This window comes from Halomonas sp. ABH4_019 (assembly GCF_056159885.1).
The window spans coordinates 1,135,133-1,152,300 of sequence record NZ_JBSWWC010000001.1; the positions used below are offsets into that span (position 1 = coordinate 1,135,133).

At 72.0% G+C, this 17,168-nt stretch carries 18 protein-coding genes; 11 read left to right on the top strand and 7 right to left on the bottom strand.

Annotated elements, in window-relative coordinates; genetic code table 11:
• Window positions 1-10 precede the first annotated feature (10 nt).
• The 4 genes from ACXAFN_RS05155 (at window position 11) to ACXAFN_RS05170 (ending at window position 4,132) form a co-directional block, all read left to right on the top strand.
• Complete coding sequence (locus tag ACXAFN_RS05155) at window positions 11-667, top strand: YfgM family protein (RefSeq protein ID WP_474986778.1); 657 nt, start codon at window positions 11-13, stop codon at window positions 665-667.
• Window positions 664-1,815, top strand: coding sequence for an outer membrane protein assembly factor BamB (bamB, locus tag ACXAFN_RS05160; RefSeq protein ID WP_474986780.1), 1,152 nt, complete (start codon window positions 664-666; stop codon window positions 1,813-1,815). The genes ACXAFN_RS05155 and bamB overlap by 4 nt, the downstream gene beginning before the upstream one ends.
• Complete coding sequence (der, locus tag ACXAFN_RS05165) at window positions 1,812-3,215, top strand: ribosome biogenesis GTPase Der (RefSeq protein ID WP_474986781.1); 1,404 nt, start codon at window positions 1,812-1,814, stop codon at window positions 3,213-3,215. The genes bamB and der overlap by 4 nt, the downstream gene beginning before the upstream one ends.
• 281 nt (window positions 3,216-3,496) lie before the next feature.
• Window positions 3,497-4,132: a hypothetical protein gene (locus ACXAFN_RS05170; RefSeq protein ID WP_474986783.1), complete on the top strand. Its 636-nt coding sequence runs from the start codon at window positions 3,497-3,499 to the stop codon at window positions 4,130-4,132.
• On the opposite strand, the gene ACXAFN_RS05175 is transcribed toward ACXAFN_RS05170, so the two are convergent.
• Window positions 4,117-4,986: an ATP-binding protein gene (locus tag ACXAFN_RS05175; RefSeq protein WP_474986785.1), complete on the bottom strand. Its 870-nt coding sequence runs from the start codon at window positions 4,984-4,986 to the stop codon at window positions 4,117-4,119. The genes ACXAFN_RS05170 and ACXAFN_RS05175 overlap by 16 nt on opposite strands.
• Before the next feature lie 119 nt (window positions 4,987-5,105).
• Between ACXAFN_RS05175 and ACXAFN_RS05180 the strand changes: the two genes are divergently transcribed.
• Together ACXAFN_RS05180 and ACXAFN_RS05185 are read left to right on the top strand one after the other, a co-directional pair.
• Entirely contained in the window at window positions 5,106-5,897 is a 792-nt protein-coding gene (locus tag ACXAFN_RS05180; protein ID WP_474986787.1) for a M48 family metallopeptidase, read from the top strand.
• A 3-nt stretch (window positions 5,898-5,900) separates the two neighbouring features.
• On the top strand, window positions 5,901-6,161 hold the full coding sequence (locus ACXAFN_RS05185) for a hypothetical protein (RefSeq protein ID WP_474986789.1): 261 nt from the start codon (window positions 5,901-5,903) through the stop codon (window positions 6,159-6,161).
• A 7-nt stretch (window positions 6,162-6,168) separates the two neighbouring features.
• Here the strand turns inward: ACXAFN_RS05185 and ACXAFN_RS05190 are convergent, their stop codons facing one another.
• The 6 genes from ACXAFN_RS05190 to ACXAFN_RS05215 all read right to left on the bottom strand — a co-directional run bounded on the left by ACXAFN_RS05190 (window position 6,169) and on the right by ACXAFN_RS05215 (window position 11,882).
• The gene (locus ACXAFN_RS05190) at window positions 6,169-7,179 is read right to left on the bottom strand and encodes a zinc-binding dehydrogenase (RefSeq protein ID WP_474986791.1); all 1,011 of its coding nucleotides are present in this window, start codon (window positions 7,177-7,179) and stop codon (window positions 6,169-6,171) included.
• Window positions 7,180-7,187: 8 nt separating this feature from the next.
• Complete coding sequence (gene aroE / locus ACXAFN_RS05195) at window positions 7,188-8,000, bottom strand: shikimate dehydrogenase (RefSeq protein ID WP_474986793.1); 813 nt, start codon at window positions 7,998-8,000, stop codon at window positions 7,188-7,190.
• Window positions 7,997-8,932, bottom strand: coding sequence for an oxygen-dependent coproporphyrinogen oxidase (gene hemF, locus ACXAFN_RS05200; RefSeq protein WP_474986795.1), 936 nt, complete (start codon window positions 8,930-8,932; stop codon window positions 7,997-7,999). The genes aroE and hemF overlap by 4 nt, the downstream gene beginning before the upstream one ends.
• Before the next feature lie 116 nt (window positions 8,933-9,048).
• The gene (gene tsaC / locus ACXAFN_RS05205) at window positions 9,049-9,618 is read right to left on the bottom strand and encodes an L-threonylcarbamoyladenylate synthase type 1 TsaC (RefSeq protein WP_474986797.1); all 570 of its coding nucleotides are present in this window, start codon (window positions 9,616-9,618) and stop codon (window positions 9,049-9,051) included.
• A 37-nt stretch (window positions 9,619-9,655) separates the two neighbouring features.
• Entirely contained in the window at window positions 9,656-10,774 is a 1,119-nt protein-coding gene (dprA, locus tag ACXAFN_RS05210; protein ID WP_474986798.1) for a DNA-processing protein DprA, read from the bottom strand.
• 7 nt (window positions 10,775-10,781) lie between these two features.
• Window positions 10,782-11,882: a LysM peptidoglycan-binding domain-containing protein gene (locus ACXAFN_RS05215; protein ID WP_474986799.1), complete on the bottom strand. Its 1,101-nt coding sequence runs from the start codon at window positions 11,880-11,882 to the stop codon at window positions 10,782-10,784.
• 165 nt (window positions 11,883-12,047) lie between these two features.
• Here ACXAFN_RS05215 and def point away from each other — a divergent pair, with 165 nt between their 5' ends.
• The 5 genes from def to trkA all read left to right on the top strand — a co-directional run bounded on the left by def (window position 12,048) and on the right by trkA (window position 17,080).
• Complete coding sequence (def, locus tag ACXAFN_RS05220) at window positions 12,048-12,560, top strand: peptide deformylase (RefSeq protein WP_474986801.1); 513 nt, start codon at window positions 12,048-12,050, stop codon at window positions 12,558-12,560.
• Window positions 12,561-12,833: 273 nt separating this feature from the next.
• Window positions 12,834-13,817 carry a methionyl-tRNA formyltransferase gene (gene fmt, locus ACXAFN_RS05225; protein ID WP_474986802.1) on the top strand — a complete coding sequence of 328 codons (984 nt, stop codon included), beginning with the start codon at window positions 12,834-12,836 and terminating at the stop codon, window positions 13,815-13,817.
• Window positions 13,814-15,154, top strand: coding sequence for a 16S rRNA (cytosine(967)-C(5))-methyltransferase RsmB (rsmB, locus tag ACXAFN_RS05230; protein ID WP_474986804.1), 1,341 nt, complete (start codon window positions 13,814-13,816; stop codon window positions 15,152-15,154). Before fmt ends, rsmB begins: the two co-directional genes overlap by 4 nt.
• An 81-nt stretch (window positions 15,155-15,235) precedes the next feature.
• Window positions 15,236-15,439 (top strand): dodecin, encoded by a 204-nt coding sequence (locus tag ACXAFN_RS05235; protein WP_183385907.1) that lies wholly within the window; start codon window positions 15,236-15,238, stop codon window positions 15,437-15,439.
• A gap of 267 nt (window positions 15,440-15,706) precedes the next feature.
• On the top strand, window positions 15,707-17,080 hold the full coding sequence (gene trkA, locus ACXAFN_RS05240; protein WP_183385908.1) for a Trk system potassium transporter TrkA: 1,374 nt from the start codon (window positions 15,707-15,709) through the stop codon (window positions 17,078-17,080).
• Window positions 17,081-17,168 lie beyond the last annotated feature (88 nt).

The following is a 17,168-nucleotide window of genomic DNA, read 5'->3' on the forward strand; positions in this document are numbered from 1 at the left end:
GAGACCGCCCGTGGCGGAGCTGAGAAGCGAAGAAGAACAGCTGGAAGCGCTCAAGCGCTGGTGGAAGGAGAACGGCACCTCGCTGATCGCCGGCGCGGTGATCGCCGCGGCCGGGGTGTTCGGCTGGAAGGCCTGGCAGGACTACCAGGCCGGCCAGGCCGAGGCGGCCTCGGCCAGCTACCAGCAGCTGCTGACCCTGAGCGGCCAGGACAGCCTCGACGAGGGCGCCCGGCAGCAGGCCGAGCAGCTGGTGGGTACCCTCACCGAGGACCACGGCGACAGCCTCTATGCCGACCTGGCACGCCTGCTGGAAGCGCGACTGGCCGTGCAGGCCGGCGACACCGCCGCCGCCGAAGCCGCCCTGGAAGCCCTGGTCGCCGAGGGCGAGCGCCCCTATCCGCAGGGGCTCGCCCGGCTGCGCCTGGCCCGCCTGCAGCTGGCCGGCGAAAACGCCGAGGCGGCACTGGCCACCCTCGAGGGCGAGATACCCGCCCCGCTGGCCGCCCAGCGCGCCGACATCCGCGGCGACGCCCATCTGGCACTCGGCGATCGCGCGGCCGCCCGCGAGGCCTGGCGGGAAGCCCTGAGCCTCTCCGAGGCCGGGGATCAACCGCTCTACGGCGTGCAACTCAAGCTGGATGACCTGGGCGCCGAGGAGGCCTCATGAACAAGACGACTCTCGCCATCGCCGCCACCGCTGCGCTGGGCCTGCTGACCGGCTGCGCCGGCCAGGTGGAGCCCGAGTATCCGCCCAAGGAACTGGGCGACACCGCCGGCACCACCCGCGTCGACGTGCTGTGGCAGGAACAGGTCGGCGACGGCCTCGGCCAGGGCGGCTATCCGCTGGCCCCGGCCCGGGACGGCGCGACCCTGTTCGCCGCCGACCAGCACGGCCTGGTCCAGGCCATCAACGCCGCCAGCGGCGAGCCCCGCTGGAGTATCGAGCTCGACGCCGGCGCCTCCAGCGGCCTGACCGCGGTGGCCGAGCGGGTCTATCTGGGCACCCGCAACGGCGAAGTGGTGGCCCTCGACCAGGCCGACGGCGAAGTACTGTGGCGCACCCGCGTCAACAGCGAGGTGCTGGCCGCGCCCCAGCCCAACCGCCAGCTGCTGGTGGTGCAGGCCGTGGACGGCAGCGTCACCGCCCTGGACCGCGAGAGCGGCGCCGAGCGCTGGGTCTACAGCGGCTCCCGGCCCGCCCTGACCCTGCGCCATACCGGCACTCCGCGGGTCATCGACCAGGTCACCTTCGCCGGCCAGGCCAACGGCCGGCTGGTCACCCTGGACAACCGCGGCGGCCAGCCGCTGTGGGAGCGGCGCATCGCCACCCCCCAGGGCCGCAGCGAGATCGAGCGACTGGTCGACCTGGCCGCCCAGCCGCTGCTGACCCCGGACGGCCGGCTGTTCGTGACCAGCTACCAGGGCCGCCTGGTGGCCCTGCAGGCCACCACCGGCGAGACCCTGTGGTCCCGGGAACTGTCCAGCTATCGTAGCCCGGTGCTGGTCGGCGGCCGCCTGTACGTGGTCGACGAGGCCAGCCACGTGGTCGCCCTCGATGCCGACAGCGGCGAGACACTGTGGCGGCTCGACGACCTCGAGGGCCGCGAGCTCACCGACCCGGCCTTCGCCGACGGCCGCCTGGTGGTGGGCGACTTCGAGGGCTACCTGCACCTGATCGACGCCCGCGAGGGCACCCTGGTCGGCCGCACCGAGATCGACGGTTCCGGCCTCAGCGTGCCCCCGCTCACCGACGGCAAGCGCGTCTATGCCCTGGCCGACGACGGCAGCCTAGAGGCCCTGGAACTGCAACCATGAATCCCGTGATCGCCCTGGTCGGCCGCCCCAACGTGGGCAAGTCGACCCTGTTCAACCGCCTGACCCGCACCCGCGACGCCCTGGTGGCCGACTTCCCGGGCCTGACCCGGGACCGCAAGTACGGCAACGGCGTGCTCGGTGGCAAGGCCTACACGGTGATCGACACCGGCGGCATCAGCGGCGACGAGGAAGGCATCGACGCGGCCATGGCCGAGCAGTCGCTGCAGGCCATCGACGAGGCCGACATCGTGCTGTTCCTGGTCGACGGCCGCAGCGGGCTGAACGTGGCCGACGAGGCCATCGCCAACCACCTGCGCGTCAACCAGAAGAAGACCTGGCTGGTGGTCAACAAGACCGATGGCCTGGAGGAACACTCCGCCATGGCCGACTTCTGGCAGCTCGGCCTCGGCGACCCGCACCCCATCGCCGCCGCCCACGGCCGCAACGTCACCGCGCTGATCGACGAGGTGCTCACGCCCTTCCCCGAGCGCGACGCCGACGTGCCGGCCGACACCGGCACCAAGGGCATCCGCATCGGCGTGATCGGGCGCCCCAACGTGGGCAAGTCGACGCTGGTCAACCGCCTGCTCGGCGAGGAACGGGTGGTGGTCTTCGACGAGGCCGGCACTACCCGCGACGCCATCGAGATCCCCTTCGAGCGGCGCGGCGAGCCCTACGTGCTGGTCGACACCGCCGGCGTGCGGCGGCGCAAGAACGTCAGCGAGACCGCCGAGAAGTTCTCGATTATCAAGACCCTCGAGGCGATCAAGGAGTGCCACGTCGCCATCATGGTGCTCGACGCCCGAAGCGGCCTGGTGGAACAGGACCTGCACCTGCTCGACTACGTGCTGACCAGCGGCCGTGCCCTGGTGCTGGCGGTCAACAAGTGGGACGGCCTGGAGAGCGAGGCCAAGGACAAGATGCGCGCCCAGATCAAGCGCCGCCTGGGCTTCGCCGACTACGCCGACCTGCACTTCATCTCGGCGCTGCACGGCACCGCGGTGGGCGACCTCTACCCGTCCATCGAGCGCGCCTTCGCCTCGGCGAACAGCCACTGGTCGACCAACCGCCTGACCAACATCCTGCGCGACGCCGTGGAGCAGCATCCGGCGCCGATGATCCACGGCCGGCGCATCAAGCTGCGCATGGCCCACCAGGGCGGCAGCAACCCGCCGATCATCGTGGTCCACGGCAACCAGACCGAGTCGCTGCCCGAGGCCTACAAGCGCTACCTGACCAACACCTTCCGCAAGGTGCTCAAGGTGCGCGGCACGCCGATGCGCTTCGAGTTCCGCTCGGGCAAGAACCCCTACGACCACATGGCCGGCGCCAGCGATCGCGAGAAGGCCAAGAAGCGCGAGCTCAACCGCACCAAGGAGTCGCGCCGCGGCCGGCGTTGATGTCTCTTCGCGCCGACACCTGACGTCTCCGCGAGTCGACTCTCGACGCCCGATCGAATCTCGACGATAGTACCCACCGCCGGCCCCGAGGCCGGCGGTTCGCGTATGTCACCCCGAGGCGATCGCCGTCGCGCGCCGGTGGCGGAACGCCGAGGGACTCTTGCCAGGAGGGACAGGAGCCGCGCCCAGGGGGGGGACATCGCGATGCCTCGTCGTCCCGTCGACGACACGGCCCGGCGGGCGCCCCGGAGACGTTGTCCCTTCCGTTAGCGAGAGTCATCATGCTGCTTTCCCTCCTGCGCCGCCGCGCGCGCCTGTTGATCCCCGGTTGCCTGGTCCTGCTGCTCGGCGGCTGCCTGGCGCTGCCCCAGACCGGCCTGTTCGCCTTCCGCCTGGCCGTCACCTCTCTCGGCGTCGAGAACATCCGCATCGGGCCCTACGCCCTCGATGCCGGCCTCGACACCTCGGACCTCACCTCGCTGATCGCCTCCGGCCTGGGCACCGGCAGCCTGCCGGTGCAGGCCACCATGGCCATGGGCCTGGGCCTGCCCGCCGGGCTGCCCGCCGTGCGCATGAGCGGTTTCGACTGGAACCTGGACATGCCGGGGCTCGAGGCGGTCAACGGCCGCTATGAGCAGGACGTGGCCCTGAGCCCGGGCGACGATGCCGACCTGCGCCTGCCGGTGGCCTTCGACCTGCTGCAGGGGGACCGCAGCCGGCTGGCCCCGCTGGTCGACCTGGCCCGGCAGATGGGCCGTACCGGCGAGTTGCCCGCCGGCAGCGAACTGGCCATCACCCCCGGCGATCTCAGCGGCCTGGGCATGACCCTGCCGGCCGGGCTGCTGACGCCGACCCTGCGCCTGACCGTGGGCGAGGACGGCACGCTGCGACCGCTCGGCGATCAGGCCTCGTCGTAGAGCCGCCGCCGACCGATCCACTGGCAGGCGAACTGCCAGGCCACCCGACCGCTGCGCCCGCCGCGCAGGGTGGCGAAACGCAGCGCCTCGGCTCGCGCCGCCTCGCTCCAGTCGTCCTGCCGGCCGAGGCGCCGGGTCCAGTGTTCGCAGGCCTCGAGGTAGGCGTCCTGGGCGAAGGGATGGAAGGCCAGCCACAGCCCGAAGCGGTCGGAGAGCGAGATCTTCTCCTCGACGGCATCGCCGTGATGAAGCTCCTCTCCCACCAGGCGGGTGGCGTCGTTGTCGGCCATCGACTCGGGCAGCAGGTGGCGACGGTTGGAGGTGGCGTAGAGCAGCACGTTCTCGGGCGGCCCGGTCAGGGTGCCGTCGAGCACGCTCTTCAGCGCCTTGTAGGCGTCGTCGTGGCCCTCGAAGGAGAGGTCGTCGCAATAGACCACGAAGCGGTGCGGCTGATGGCGCAGCTGGTTGACCAGCGCCGGCAGCCCGGCCAGGTCGTGGCGATCCACCTGGACCAGGCGCAGGCCCTCCCCCGCCAGGCCGTTGAGCAGCGCCCGCACCAGCGACGACTTGCCGCTGCCCCGGGCGCCCCACAGCAGGGCGTGGTTGGCCGGATGGCCGTGCAGGAAGGTGCGGGTGTTGTCGACCAGCGCCCGTTTCTGGCGCTCGATGCCGAGTAGGTCGTCCAGCGCCAGGGCGTCACGAGGCGGCACCGGCACCAGGCGGCCGCCCAGGGCGTGGCGCTCCCAGAGCGCGGCCACGTCGCGCTGCCAGTCGACGCCCTCGGCGGCCGGCGGCAGCCAGGGTTCCACGCGCTCCAGCAGCCGCATCAGGCGCTGCGCCAGCTCGTCGTCCATGCACTTCCTCCATGATTGCAGGTTTCGCGGTTGATCTTGCAGGCAGTCGGGGTATCTTGTGGCGAACCCTTATCCGCCGTCCAGTGGCACCGCCACGGTCGGCTCACAGGAGGTCCTTCATGCGCTGGATTCACTGTCTCGCCGTGGGCGCGCTCGCCGCCACCCTGGCCGCCTGCACCACCTCGCCCACCGGGCGCTCGCAGCTGACCCTGATGTCCGACGAGCAGCTCGACCAGATGGGCGCCCAGGCCTTCGCCCAGTACCAGCAGGAGCGCACCACCGTGGGCGGCGCCCCCTACCGGCTCGCCCAGTGCATCACCCGCGAGATCGTCGCCGCCCTGCCGGCCGAGCTGCAGCGGGAAAACTGGCAGGTGCGGGTCTTCGACGACGACTCGGCCAACGCCTTCGCCCTGCCCGGCGGCTACGTGGGGATCAATACCGGGCTGCTCGAGATCACCGACAACCAGGACCAGCTGGCCTCGGTCATCGGCCACGAGATCGGCCACGTGCTGGCCCAGCACGCCAACGAGCGCGCCTCCACCCAGAGCGCCACCAACCTCGGCCTCTCGGTGATCTCCTCGGCCGCCGGCCTGGAGGGCGCCGGCGGCCAGCAGGTGATGGCGGCACTGGGCATGGGCGCCCAGTACGGCGTTCTGCTGCCCTTCTCGCGGCGCCACGAGAGCGAGGCCGACACCATCGGCCTGCGGCTGATGGCCGACGCCGGCTTCGACCCGCGGGCCAGCATCGCCCTGTGGCAGAACATGGAACGCGCCGGGGGCGGCCAGCCGCCGGAGTGGATGTCTACCCACCCCAGTCACGGCAGCCGCATCGCCGGCCTCGAGGCCGGGATGCCCGAGGCGCTGCAACGCTACCGGCAGGCCGGCCCCGCGCCGGACTGCGGCACGCCCTGAGGCATGCTGCGCCTGGGCCTCGTCCTGCTGATCCTGCCGCCGCTGGGGCTGATGGGCGCCTATTTCCTGGAGCTCGGCAACGTGCGCGAGTGCCAGCTGATCCAGCAGGGCCACTGGGACTACCTCGCGGGCGTGTGCCGCGACGCCCCGCAGCCCTTCGTGCCCTGGATCGACCGCCGCCCCTGGCTGGTCAACGGCGGCCTGCTGCTCTCGCTGGCCGGCCTGGCGATATGCATGGCGGGGCGATATGTCAAAAGACGCTGAGGCCGGCTCAGGCCAGGCGCACCACCCGCTTGCCGATGCCGGTGTCGCCGGTGAAGAGGCCGCAGAAGGCGTGCGGCCAGGCCGCGAAGCCCTCGACGACGTCTAGCGGCGCCCGTAGCACCCCGTCGAGCGCCGCCGTCTCGCGCTGGAAGTCGGCCCAATGGGCCGCCTCGTGGCCCGGCACCACGAAGGGCGTGAGCCGGCCGCCACGCCGCGTCAGCCGGCCAAGGTTGGGCGGGGCCCGCCGGGGCTCGGCGTCGTGGTACTGGCTGACCAGGCCGCACAGCACCACCCGTCCGTCCGGGGCCAGAGCCTCGATGGCGGCCTCGAACACCCTTCCTCCCAATTGCTCGAAGTCCAGGTCGAGGCCCTGCGGCACCGACGCCGCGAGGCGGGCCGCGATATCGGGAGCGTGATGGTCGAGCGCCACGGCCACGCCCAGGGTTTCCCGCAACCAGTCGCGCTTGGCCTGGCTGCCCGCGGTGGCAACGACCCGCGCCCCGGCACATCGGGCCCACTGCACGGCGAGACCGCCCACCGCGCCGGCGCCGGCCGACACCAGCACGCTTTCACCGGACTGAGGCCGGCCATAGCGGCGCATCCCCAGCCAGGCGGTGAAGCCGGTCATGCCGCGCTCGTGGAGCCAGCGCTCGGGCCGGGGCTGGTCGGCCGGCAGCACCAGCGGCAGGCCGCCCTCGGCGGACGCCGGGCGCAGCAGGCAACGCTCGGCCACCGGCATGTGGCCGATGACCCAATCGCCTTCCCGCCAGGGCCCGCGCGCCTCGATCACCCGCGCCAGGCCCCAGGCCGACAGCGGGCTGCCCGGTCGCCACTTGTCCAGGTAGTCGTAGCCGGTCGGCTGCATGCGGGTGCGCATGTAGGGGTCGACCGACAGCCAGCGGGGCGCGACCAGCGCCTCGCCGGGCGACGGCGCGGCCAGGGCCAGCCGACGGCAGGCGAAGTCCTCGACGACCGGCACGCCCCGCGGCGTGCGGGCCAGGTGCCAGGCGCGGGTCATGATGCGGCTCACAGCGCCCGGCGCAGGGTCTCCAGCACCGGGGTAACGTCCGGGCGCACGCCCCGCCACAGGAAGAAGGACTCGGCGGCCTGACCGACCAGCATGCCCAGGCCGTCGAGGGTCACGGCGCCGCGCTCGGCGGCCCAGCGCAGGAAGACGGTGGGCTCGGCGCCGTACATCATGTCGTAGGCGACCGCCCCGGGGGCGAAGAGGTCGTCGGGCAGCGGCGGCAGCTCGCCGCCGAGGCTCGCGCTGGTGCCGTTGATCACCACATCGAAGGGGCCCTCGACCGCCTCGAAGCCGCCGCCGCTCACCTTGCCCAGATCGCCGAAGTCCGCGGCCAGGGCGTCGGCCTTCCCGGCGGTGCGGTTGGCGACGTGCAGGCTCGCCGGGCCGGCCGCGAGCAGCGGCTCCAGCACGCCGCGCACCGCGCCGCCGGCGCCGAGCACCAGGAGGCGTGCACCGGGCAGCGTCACACGGCAGCGCTCGAGGTCGCCGACCAGGCCGGCGCCGTCGGTGGTGTCGCCGCGGGTGCGGCCGTCGGCCTCGAGGATCAGGGTGTTCACCGCCCCGGCGCGCTCGGCCCGCGGGGTCAGCGCATCGCACAGCCGATAGGCGTCTTCCTTGAACGGCACGGTGACGTTGGCGCCGCGCCCGCCCGCCTCGACGAAGGCGCGCCAGGCGCCGGCGAAGTCGTCCCGCGGCGCCTCGATGGCGGTGTATTCGAGCCGCTCGCCGGTCTGCTCGGCGAAGGCGGCATGGATGGCCGGTGACTTGGAATGGCCCACCGGGTGGCCGAAGACGCAGTAGCGGTCCGTCATTGATGATGCTCCCTTTTTTCCTCGCCCAGCCAGTCCCGGGGATGCAGGTAATCTCGGGTCAACGCCGCCTCGGGGCTATCCGGCGCCGGCGACCAGTCATATTCCCAGCGGGCCAGGGGCGGCATCGACATCAGGATCGATTCGGTGCGCCCGCCGCTCTGCAGCCCGAACAGGGTGCCGCGGTCCCAGACCAGGTTGAACTCCACGTAGCGCCCGCGGCGGTAGAGCTGGAAGTCGCGCTCGCGCTCGCCCCAGGGCGTCTCGCGGCGGCGCCGGGCGATCGGCAGGTAGGCGTCGAGGAAGCTGTCGCCGACCGAGCGCTGGAGGGCGAAGCAGTGCTCGAAGCCGCCCTCGTTCAGGTCGTCGAAGAACAGGCCGCCGACGCCGCGGGTCTCGTCGCGGTGCTTGAGATGGAAGTAGTCGTCGCACCAGGCCTTGAAGCGCGGATAGACGTCGTCGCCGAAGGGCGCGCAGGCGTCACGGGCCACCCGATGCCAGTGGCGCACGTCCTCGAGCACCGGGTAGAAGGGCGTCAGGTCATAGCCCCCGCCGAACCACCACACGGGGGCCTCGCCTTCCTTCTCGGCGATCAGGAAGCGCACGTTGCCGTGGCTGGTCGGCACGTGGGGATTCTCCGGGTGCAGCACCCAGGACACGCCCACCGCGTGGAAGCCCCGGCCGGCGAGTTCGGGGCGTGCGGCGGTGGCCGAGGGCGGCAGGGTCGCGCCATGGACATGAGAGAAGTTGACGCCGCCCTTCTCGAACAGCGCACCGTGCTCGATGACCCGCGAGCGACCGCCGCCGCCCTCGGCGCGCTGCCAGGCATCCTCGCGAAAGCTCGCCCGGCCGTCCTCGGCGGCCAGGGCCTCGCACAGCCGGTCCTGAAGGTCGAGCAGGTAGGTCTTCACGGGGTCGAGATGGGCGTAGGCCACGGGGCCTCCTTGTGTTAAGCGGCAAAGCTGAGCGGCGAAAACGCCATGCCACGATCGGTCGAATGGCGAGAAATGAGCGATCCGGCGCTTATGCGCCGGATATCTCCAGCGGTCTCTCAGTCGCGCAGCACCCGGCCGGTGACCAGGTCGCGAATGGTGCTGGGGCGGTCGTGGCCGCCCAGGGGGCCGTCGAGCACGGCGTCGAGCTCGCCGCCGGTCCCTTCACCGAAGATGGCATGGATCTCCTCGGCGCTCATCGCCGAAGGCTCGCCGGCGCGGTTGGCGGAGGTCGAGACGATGGGCCCGCCGAAGGCCCGGCACAGCTCTACCACTCGCGGATGGTCGCTGATCCTGAGCGCCACCCGGTCGTGCTCGCCGCGCACCAGCGCCAGCGCCCGGCCGTTGTCCGGCACCAGCCAGGTGGTCGGCGTCTCCCGGGGCACGGCCAGGGTCGCGCAGCGCTCGGCGTCGAGCCCCGCCAGCCAGGGTTCCAGCTGCGCGAGGTCGGCGGCCACCAGGATCACCCCCTTGGCCGGGTCGCGGCGCTTGAGGGCGAGCAGCCGGGTCAGGGCCGAGGCGTCGTCGGGGTCGCAGCCGAGGCCCCACACGGCCTCGGTGGGGTAGGCGATCACGCCGCCGGCGCGCAGGGCGGCCACGGCGGCGGCGAGAGAGGGCTCCTGGGTCATCGCGGGGTTCCGATGGTGTCCGACATGGACCGGGATTCTACCATGCTCCCCCGGGGCCCGGCAGGCGCACCCAGCCGCCGACGGCGGGACCGGCGAGCCCCGAGAGCTCGAGCGCCAGCAGCCGGCGCTGACAGTCGGCCACCGACAGCCCGGTGAGGCCGACCAGGGCGTCCACCGGCGTCGGGGTGTCGCTGAGCCAGGCCAGCAGCGGATCGTCTTCGCACGACGATGACGACGACGCGTCGCCCGCCTCGCGCGGCGCGGGAGGCGCCTCCTGCGGCGCGTTCCAGGCCGGCAGCTCGGCGACAATATCGTCGACGTCGCGCACCAGCACCCCGCCGTCGCGGATCAGCCCCAGGCAGCCGCGCGCCTGGGGGTTATGGATCGAGCCCGGCACGGCAAACACCTCGCGGCCCTGCTCCCCGGCCAGCCGGGCGCTGACCAGCGAGCCGCTGCGCTCGGCGGCCTCCACCACCAGTACGCCGCGTGCCAGGCCGGTGACGATGCGATTGCGGCGCGGGAAATAGGCCGGGTGCGGCTTGGTGCCCGGCGGGTGCTCGGCGAGCAGCAGTCCACCCGGCTCGCGCAGTCGCTCGTGCAGGGCGCGATGGCGGGCGGGATAGACCACGTCCACCCCGCCGCCCAGCACCGCCACGCTGCGCCCGCCGGCCTCCAGGGCCGCGTGCTGGGCGGCGCCGTCGATGCCCAATGCCATGCCGCTGACCACGCCCCAGCCGCGGTCGACCAGCGCCCTCGCGAAGCCCGCGGCATTATTGAGCCCCTCCCGGGTCGGCCTTCGCGTGCCGACCATGGCCAGCCGCGGCGGGGCGAGGGCCGCGAGATCGCCCCAGGCCCAGAGCACCGGGGGCGGATCGGGAATCTGGGCCAGCAGCGTCGGCCAGCGGGGATGCTGGGGATGCAGCAGGTGGCGGCCCGGGGCGGCGGCCAGCCAGGCCTCGTCGGCCTCCAGCGCCTCGTGCAGCGGGCTCTTGTCGGGGTGGTCGAGCCACAGCTGCAGCGCCTTGGCGGCCGGTAGCGGCATCACCGCCAGCCAGCCCTCGGGCCAGGCCGGTGAGCGGGCCGCCAGCTCGGCGAGCCCCACGGCCCCGAGCCCCGGCAGGCGCGACAGCAGCAGCCACTCCCTGGCGGTCGGCATGGTTCACCTAGCGCCGCGCCGTGCCCAGGGCCGGGCGCGGATTGTGGAGACGGTCGCCCACCGCCAGGGGACGGCTGGCACGCATGACCAGGCCGTAGCTCATCTTCTCGAAGGGGCGCACGACCATCACCAGGCCGGCCTCCTCGCCGGGCAGCCTCAGCATGTCGCCGGTGCGCGGGTCGTCGACGAGTTCGCCGCGCCGCTCCACCGCCAGCACATGGCCGGGCGCCAGGCCGTCGCGGGTGCCGCGGTCCAGGGCAATCATCTGCAACCGCCCGAAGAAGCGCACCCCGCCGGGCACCGCCAGCACGCGGCCCTCGATCGGCCGCGACGGCGCCTGGGGGCGGAAGCCGTCAGCCGGGAAGTCGGCCTCCAGCGGCAGCACGAGGTCGTCGTTGCGGATCTCCCGGTTGGCCCGGGTGGCCTCCAGCACCGCGATGTCGCCCTCCTGGCGCACCCGGCGGGCCTCGCCGACGCGCTCGAGCTCGAGGCCCAGCGGCTCGCCGCTGGTCGCGTCGACGTAGCGCTCGCCGGGACGATAGAGGCCGACCCTGCCGACGGCGGGCACCCTCCCCCGGGCATGGAAGCGATCGCCGGCACCGCTGATCAAGCGGCCGCCGTCGCCGCCCACCACGTAGGCCAGCTCGCCGAGGGCCTCGGGGTCGCCGACCACCCGATGGTCGCGCAGGAAGGGCCGCACCGTCTCCAGCGGAATCGGCGCGATGGCCTCGCGACGCGGGACGCGGCGCATCTCCGGCGAGAGGCGCACCACGTTCCGGCCGCGCTCCAGCCCCAGGCAGGGCCGACCGCCGCAGTCGGAGAGAATGACGGTATCGCCGGGATAGATGAGGTGCGGGTTCTCGATCTGGGGATTGCCCCGCCAGACCTCGGGCCACTGCCAGGGATGGTGCAGGAAGCGCCCGGCGATGCCCCAGAGGGTATCGCCGCGGGCCACGGTGTAGCGGTCCGGGGCGTCGTCGCGCAGGCCATCGCCCCAGGACACCCCCTGCGCCTGGGCGGCCACCACGGTGCACAGCCCCCACCCCAGGACCAGGGCCAGCGCTACTCGCCGGCACCTCGCGAGCCTGACGCGTCCAGTGTGTCTCATACCCACGGTCCCTCGCCCGGTGATCGCGGCAGCCCCAGGAACCTCGCCGCCGTGGTATAGTCTGATGCTATCGATACGATGCGCGGGGCACGGTTTCACCGCGACCCGCGGGCTTCTAGAATGATCGCATCCCCTGAATGACAGCATAACGGTGACACCAACGCCATGGCCAAACTCCCCATTCTCGAATTCCCCGACGAGCGGCTTCGCACCAAGGCGGCCCCCGTGGAGACGGTCGACGACGAGGTGCGCCGGCTGGTCGACGATATGCTCGAGACCATGTACGACGCCCGCGGCATCGGCCTGGCGGCCACCCAGGTGGACGTGCATCGGCGGGTCATCGTCATGGACGTCAGCGACGACCAGAGCACGCCGCTGGTACTGATCGACCCCGAGTACACGCCGATCGGCGACGAGCGCGAGCCACTGCAGGAGGGCTGCCTGTCGATCCCCGAGTACTACGCGGAGGTGCCCCGGGCGCTCAGGGTCCACCTCAAGGCCCTGGACCGCGATGGCCAGCCCTACGAGCTGGAGGCCGAGGGCCTGCTGGCCCACTGCATCCAGCACGAGTACGACCACCTCGAGGGCGTGCTGTTCGTCGACTACCTCTCGCCGCTCAAGCGCGACCGGGTGATGAAGAAGATGCAGAAGCGCCACAAGCTGCAGCAGCCCGCCTGAGCCTTTTTCAGCAATGCTCGTGACAGCACAGGCCTAGAAAAGGTTGCCGAGGACAGGTCGAAGAGGAGGTCCTACGCCATGGATGGCGTCGGTAGCGCCCAAGGATGGGTTCACAGCGCCTCCTCGAAGACCTGTCGCCGGATCAGGACGAACGACGTACCTTGTGATCGCTAAAACATCATGGGCCGGTGCCGTTGAGGGCACCGGCCTTCGTCGTTTGCGCCCCGCTCCGTTATCATAGGGAGCATTCATTCCGGCAAGGCCCCCGATCCCATGTCCCGACCCCTGCGCGTCATCTTCGCCGGCACGCCCGACTTCGCCGCCGAGAGCCTGGCGGCGCTGCTGGCGAGCTCCCACCGCGTCGTCGCCGCCTATACCCAGCCCGACCGCCCCGCCGGCCGCGGCCGCAAGCTTACCCCCAGCCCGGTCAAGGCGCTGGCCCAGGAGCATGGCCTGCCGGTCTACCAGCCGGCCTCCCTGAAGGCGCCGGACGCCCAGGCCGAGCTGGCCGCCCTGGAGGCGGACATCATGGTGGTGGTGGCCTACGGCCTGATCCTGCCCCGCGCCGTGCTCGACGCGCCGCGACTGGGCTGCGTCAACGTCCACGCCTCGCTGCTGCCGCGCTGGCGCGGTGCGGCGCCGATCCAGCGCGCCATCGAGGCCGGCGACGCCGAGAGCGGGGTGACCATCATGCAGATGGACGAGGGCCTGGACACCGGCGCCATGCTGCACATCGAACGCACGCCGATCACCGCCGCCACCACCGGCGGCGAGCTGCACGACACCCTGGCCGCCCTGGGCGGCCGGGCGCTGGTCGAGGCGCTGGACGCCCTGGCCGGCGACGGCCTGGCGGCCACCCCCCAGCCCGAGGCCGGCGTCACCTATGCCGCCAAGCTCTCCAAGGCCGAGGCCGAGCTGGACTTCCGCGAGGCGGCCGAGGCCCTGGCCGCCCGCATCCGCGCCTTCAATCCCTGGCCGGTGGCCTGGTGCGCCTTCGGCGACGACCGCCTGCGGCTGCTGATGGCCGAGGCCGCGCCGGGCAACGGCAAGGCCGCCGCCCCGGGCACCCTGCTCGCCGCCGAGGGCGATGCCCTGCACATCGCCTGCGGCGCGGCCGGCGACCAGGTGCTGCGCGTGACCCGGGCCCAGCTGCCCGGCGGCAAGGCGCTGGACGTGGGCGAGCTGCTCAAGGCCCGCGCGGATCGCTTCTCCCCGGGCCAATGCCTGGGCCAGCCGGACCAGGAGGCCAGCGCATGAGCAACCACGGCGGACGCTCCAAGTCCCTCGACAACGGCCTGGCGGTGCGCGCCGCCGCCGCCCGGGCCCTGGCCCCGGTGATCACCGGCAAGGGCTCGCTCAACAACCTCGACGACCACCAGGTGGTGTCCCGGGACCGCGGCCTGTTCAAGGAACTGTGCTTCGGCAGCTGCCGCACCCTGTGCCGACTCGAGGCGCTGGCCGGCCAGCTGCTGGACAAGCCCTTCAAGGCCCGGGATGCCGACGTCCAGGCGCTGCTGCTGGTGGGCATCTACCAGCTGCTCTACCTGCGCATCCCGGCCCATGCCGCGGTGGGCGAGACCGCCGGCGCGGCGCGCCTGCTGAACAAGCCCTGGGCGACCCGGGTACTCAACGGCTGCCTGCGCCGCCTGCAGCGCGAGTCCGCCGCCCTGCAGGCCGAGGTCGATCGCGACCCCGCCGTGGCCCTGCTGCATCCCAAGTGGTGGCTCAAGGCCTTCCGCCAGGCCTGGCCGGACGACTGGCGCGCCATCTGCCAGGCCAACAACCAGCCCGGCCCGATGACGCTGCGCGTCAACCGTCGCCATGGCGACCGCGAGACCTACCTCGAACGCCTCGACGCGCCGGGCATCGGCGCCCGACTGTGCCCGCACGCCCCCGAGGGGCTGACCCTGGAGGCCCCCCGCGACGTCACCACCCTGCCCGGCTTCGACGAGGGCCTGGTCAGCGTCCAGGACGAAGCGGCCCAACTCGCCGCCGTGCTGCTCGGGCCGGTGATCGCCCCGCGGCCCGGCGCCCGGGTGCTGGACGCCTGCTGCGCGCCGGGGGGCAAGACCGCCCACCTGCTCGAGCTGTTCGATATCGAGCTGCAGGCCGTCGACAGCGACGACGCTCGCCTGGCGCGGGTCGAGGACACCCTGTCGCGGCTCGGGCTGGCCGCCGACCTGGCCCACGGCGACGCCACCGGGCGCGACTGGTGGGACGGCACCGCCTTCGACGCCATCCTGCTCGACGCCCCCTGCTCGGGCAGCGGCGTGATCCGCCGGCATCCGGACATCAAGCGCCTGCGTCGGCCCTCGGACATCACCAAGCTGGCCGAGCTCCAGGCCCGCTTGCTCGACAACCTCTGGCCCCTGCTGGCGCCCGGCGGCACCCTGCTCTACGCCACCTGCTCGGTGCTGCCCGAGGAGAACGCCGACCAGGTCGCCGCCTTCCTGTCGCGCACCCCGGATGCCGAGGCGACCACGCCCGAGGGCGTGGCCTGGGGCCGTGCCGCCGGGGCCGGGCGCCAGCTGCTGCCGAGCATCGACAGCCATGACGGCTTCTTCTATGCCAGACTGAGGAAGCGGGCCGCTTGAGCGGCCGGAGGGTGCCGACCATGACCGCGAGCGCGGATCGGTGGGCATCCTGGTACTTCCCCGCTGCCAAAGGACGACACCATGAGCCATACCTACAAGCATATCGAGCTGACCGGCACCTCCGAGAAGGGCATCGAGGACGCCATCCAGGGCGCGCTGGCCAAGGCCTCGGAGAGCCTGCACAGCATGCGCTGGTTCGAGGTCATCGATACCCGCGGCCATATCGAGCACGGCCGGGTGGCCCACTGGCAGGTCACCCTCAAGGTCGGCTTCACCCTGGACTGACGGGCCCCGCCCTGTTCATCCACCCCCGGCTGGTTTAGGGAAGCGCTGAACAAATCGACGAGCGGCGTAAAGTGCAAGGCGACCGGAGCGCAAGAACCGGAGCCTATGCGGTATAGGTGAGGAGTCTGACCGGGCTGGCGCACCAGCACCGCGTAACGCAGCAATTTGCCCGCATAGACATTTGTGCAGCGTTTCCTTAGGCTTGCCGCCACCCATGAGACGGCGCACCCGCGGCGCCGTCCGTCTTGCTGCGGACTGTGACACGCGATGAAGATCATCATCCTCGGCGCCGGCCAGGTCGGCGGTACCCTGGCCGAGCACCTGGCACGCGAAGAGAACGAGATCACGGTGGTGGACACCGACGCCAAGAAGCTCCGCGAGCTTCACACCCGGCTCGACATCCGCACCGTGACCGGCGCCGGCTCCTATCCCATGGTGCTTCGCCAGGCCGGCTGCGAAGACGCCGACATGCTGATCGCGGTGACCAATTCCGACGAGGTGAACATGATCGCCTGTCAGGTCGCCTACACACTGTTCCGCACGCCCACCAAGATCGCCCGGGTCCGCGCCACCGCCTACCTGACCCGCAAGGGCCTGTTCGCCCACGAGGCGGTGCCGATCGACGTGCTGATCAGTCCCGAGCAGGTGGTCACCGACCACATCCGCCGGCTGATCGAGCACCCCGGCGCCCTGCAGGTGCTGGAATTCGCCGGCGGGCTGGTCCAGCTGGTGGCGGTCAAGGCCTTCTACGGCGGCCCGCTGGTGGGCCAGGAGCTGGGCTTCCTGCGTCGTCACATGCCCAGCGTGGACACCCGGGTGGCCGCCATCTACCGCCGCAACCGGCCGATCATTCCTCGCGGCGACACCGTCATCGAGGCCGACGACGAGGTGTTCTTCATCGCCGACCGCCGCGACATCCGGGCGGTGATGAGCGAACTGCGGCGCCTGGAGCGGGACTTCCGCCGGGTGATCATCGCCGGCGGCGGCAACATCGGCGAGCGCCTCGCCGAGCACCTGGAGCACAGCCACCAGGTGAAGATCATCGAGCACAACCTCGAGCGCTGCACCCAGCTCTCCGAGCGCCTGGACCGCACCGTGGTGCTCCACGGCAGCGCCACCAGCAAGCGCCTGCTGGAGGAGGAGAACATCGAGGAGTGCGACATCTTCTGCGCGCTGACCAACGACGACGAGGTCAACATCATGTCGTCGATGCTGGCCAAGCGCATGGGCGCCAAGAAGGTCCTCACCCTGATCAACAACGCCGCCTACGTGGACCTGGTCCAGGGCGGCGAGATCGACATCGCCATCTCGCCCCAGCAGGCCACCATCGGCAGCCTGCTCACCCACGTGCGCCGCGGCGACATCGTCAACGTCCACTCGCTGCGCCGCGGCGCCGCCGAGGCCATCGAGGCCATCGCCCACGGCGATACCCAGTCGTCCAAGGTGGTGGGGCGCGCCATCGGCGACATTGACCTGCCCCGGGGCACCACCATCGGCGCCGTGGTGCGCGGCAAGGACGTGCTGATCGCCCACGACGACGTGGTCATCCAGTCCGGCGACCACCTGATCCTGTTCGTCATCGACAAGCGCCGCATCCGTGACGTGGAGCGGCTCTTCCAGGTCGGCCTGACCTTCTTCTGAGCCCCGCCGCCGCCTGCACGCAAGGGAAGGGACCCCGCATGAGACATCCGTCATCGCTCGCCGACGTCGCCAGCCGTCTGACCGCACG

Excerpts from the sequence above, each read along its gene's own strand:
- bamB (WP_474986780.1), top strand. The coding sequence starts at position 664 with ATGAACAAGACGACTCTCGCCATCGCCGCCACCGCTGCGCTGGGCCTG.
- der (WP_474986781.1), top strand. The coding sequence starts at position 1,812 with ATGAATCCCGTGATCGCCCTGGTCGGCCGCCCCAACGTGGGCAAGTCG.
- ACXAFN_RS05170 (WP_474986783.1), top strand. The coding sequence starts at position 3,497 with ATGCTGCTTTCCCTCCTGCGCCGCCGCGCGCGCCTGTTGATCCCCGGT.
- ACXAFN_RS05175 (WP_474986785.1), bottom strand. The coding sequence starts at position 4,986 with ATGGACGACGAGCTGGCGCAGCGCCTGATGCGGCTGCTGGAGCGCGTG.
- ACXAFN_RS05180 (WP_474986787.1), top strand. The coding sequence starts at position 5,106 with ATGCGCTGGATTCACTGTCTCGCCGTGGGCGCGCTCGCCGCCACCCTG.
- ACXAFN_RS05185 (WP_474986789.1), top strand. The coding sequence starts at position 5,901 with ATGCTGCGCCTGGGCCTCGTCCTGCTGATCCTGCCGCCGCTGGGGCTG.
- ACXAFN_RS05190 (WP_474986791.1), bottom strand. The coding sequence starts at position 7,179 with ATGACCCGCGCCTGGCACCTGGCCCGCACGCCGCGGGGCGTGCCGGTC.
- aroE (WP_474986793.1), bottom strand. The coding sequence starts at position 8,000 with ATGACGGACCGCTACTGCGTCTTCGGCCACCCGGTGGGCCATTCCAAG.
- tsaC (WP_474986797.1), bottom strand. The coding sequence starts at position 9,618 with ATGACCCAGGAGCCCTCTCTCGCCGCCGCCGTGGCCGCCCTGCGCGCC.
- dprA (WP_474986798.1), bottom strand. The coding sequence starts at position 10,774 with ATGCCGACCGCCAGGGAGTGGCTGCTGCTGTCGCGCCTGCCGGGGCTC.
- ACXAFN_RS05215 (WP_474986799.1), bottom strand. The coding sequence starts at position 11,882 with ATGAGACACACTGGACGCGTCAGGCTCGCGAGGTGCCGGCGAGTAGCG.
- def (WP_474986801.1), top strand. The coding sequence starts at position 12,048 with ATGGCCAAACTCCCCATTCTCGAATTCCCCGACGAGCGGCTTCGCACC.
- fmt (WP_474986802.1), top strand. The coding sequence starts at position 12,834 with ATGTCCCGACCCCTGCGCGTCATCTTCGCCGGCACGCCCGACTTCGCC.
- rsmB (WP_474986804.1), top strand. The coding sequence starts at position 13,814 with ATGAGCAACCACGGCGGACGCTCCAAGTCCCTCGACAACGGCCTGGCG.
- ACXAFN_RS05235 (WP_183385907.1), top strand. The coding sequence starts at position 15,236 with ATGAGCCATACCTACAAGCATATCGAGCTGACCGGCACCTCCGAGAAG.
- trkA (WP_183385908.1), top strand. The coding sequence starts at position 15,707 with ATGAAGATCATCATCCTCGGCGCCGGCCAGGTCGGCGGTACCCTGGCC.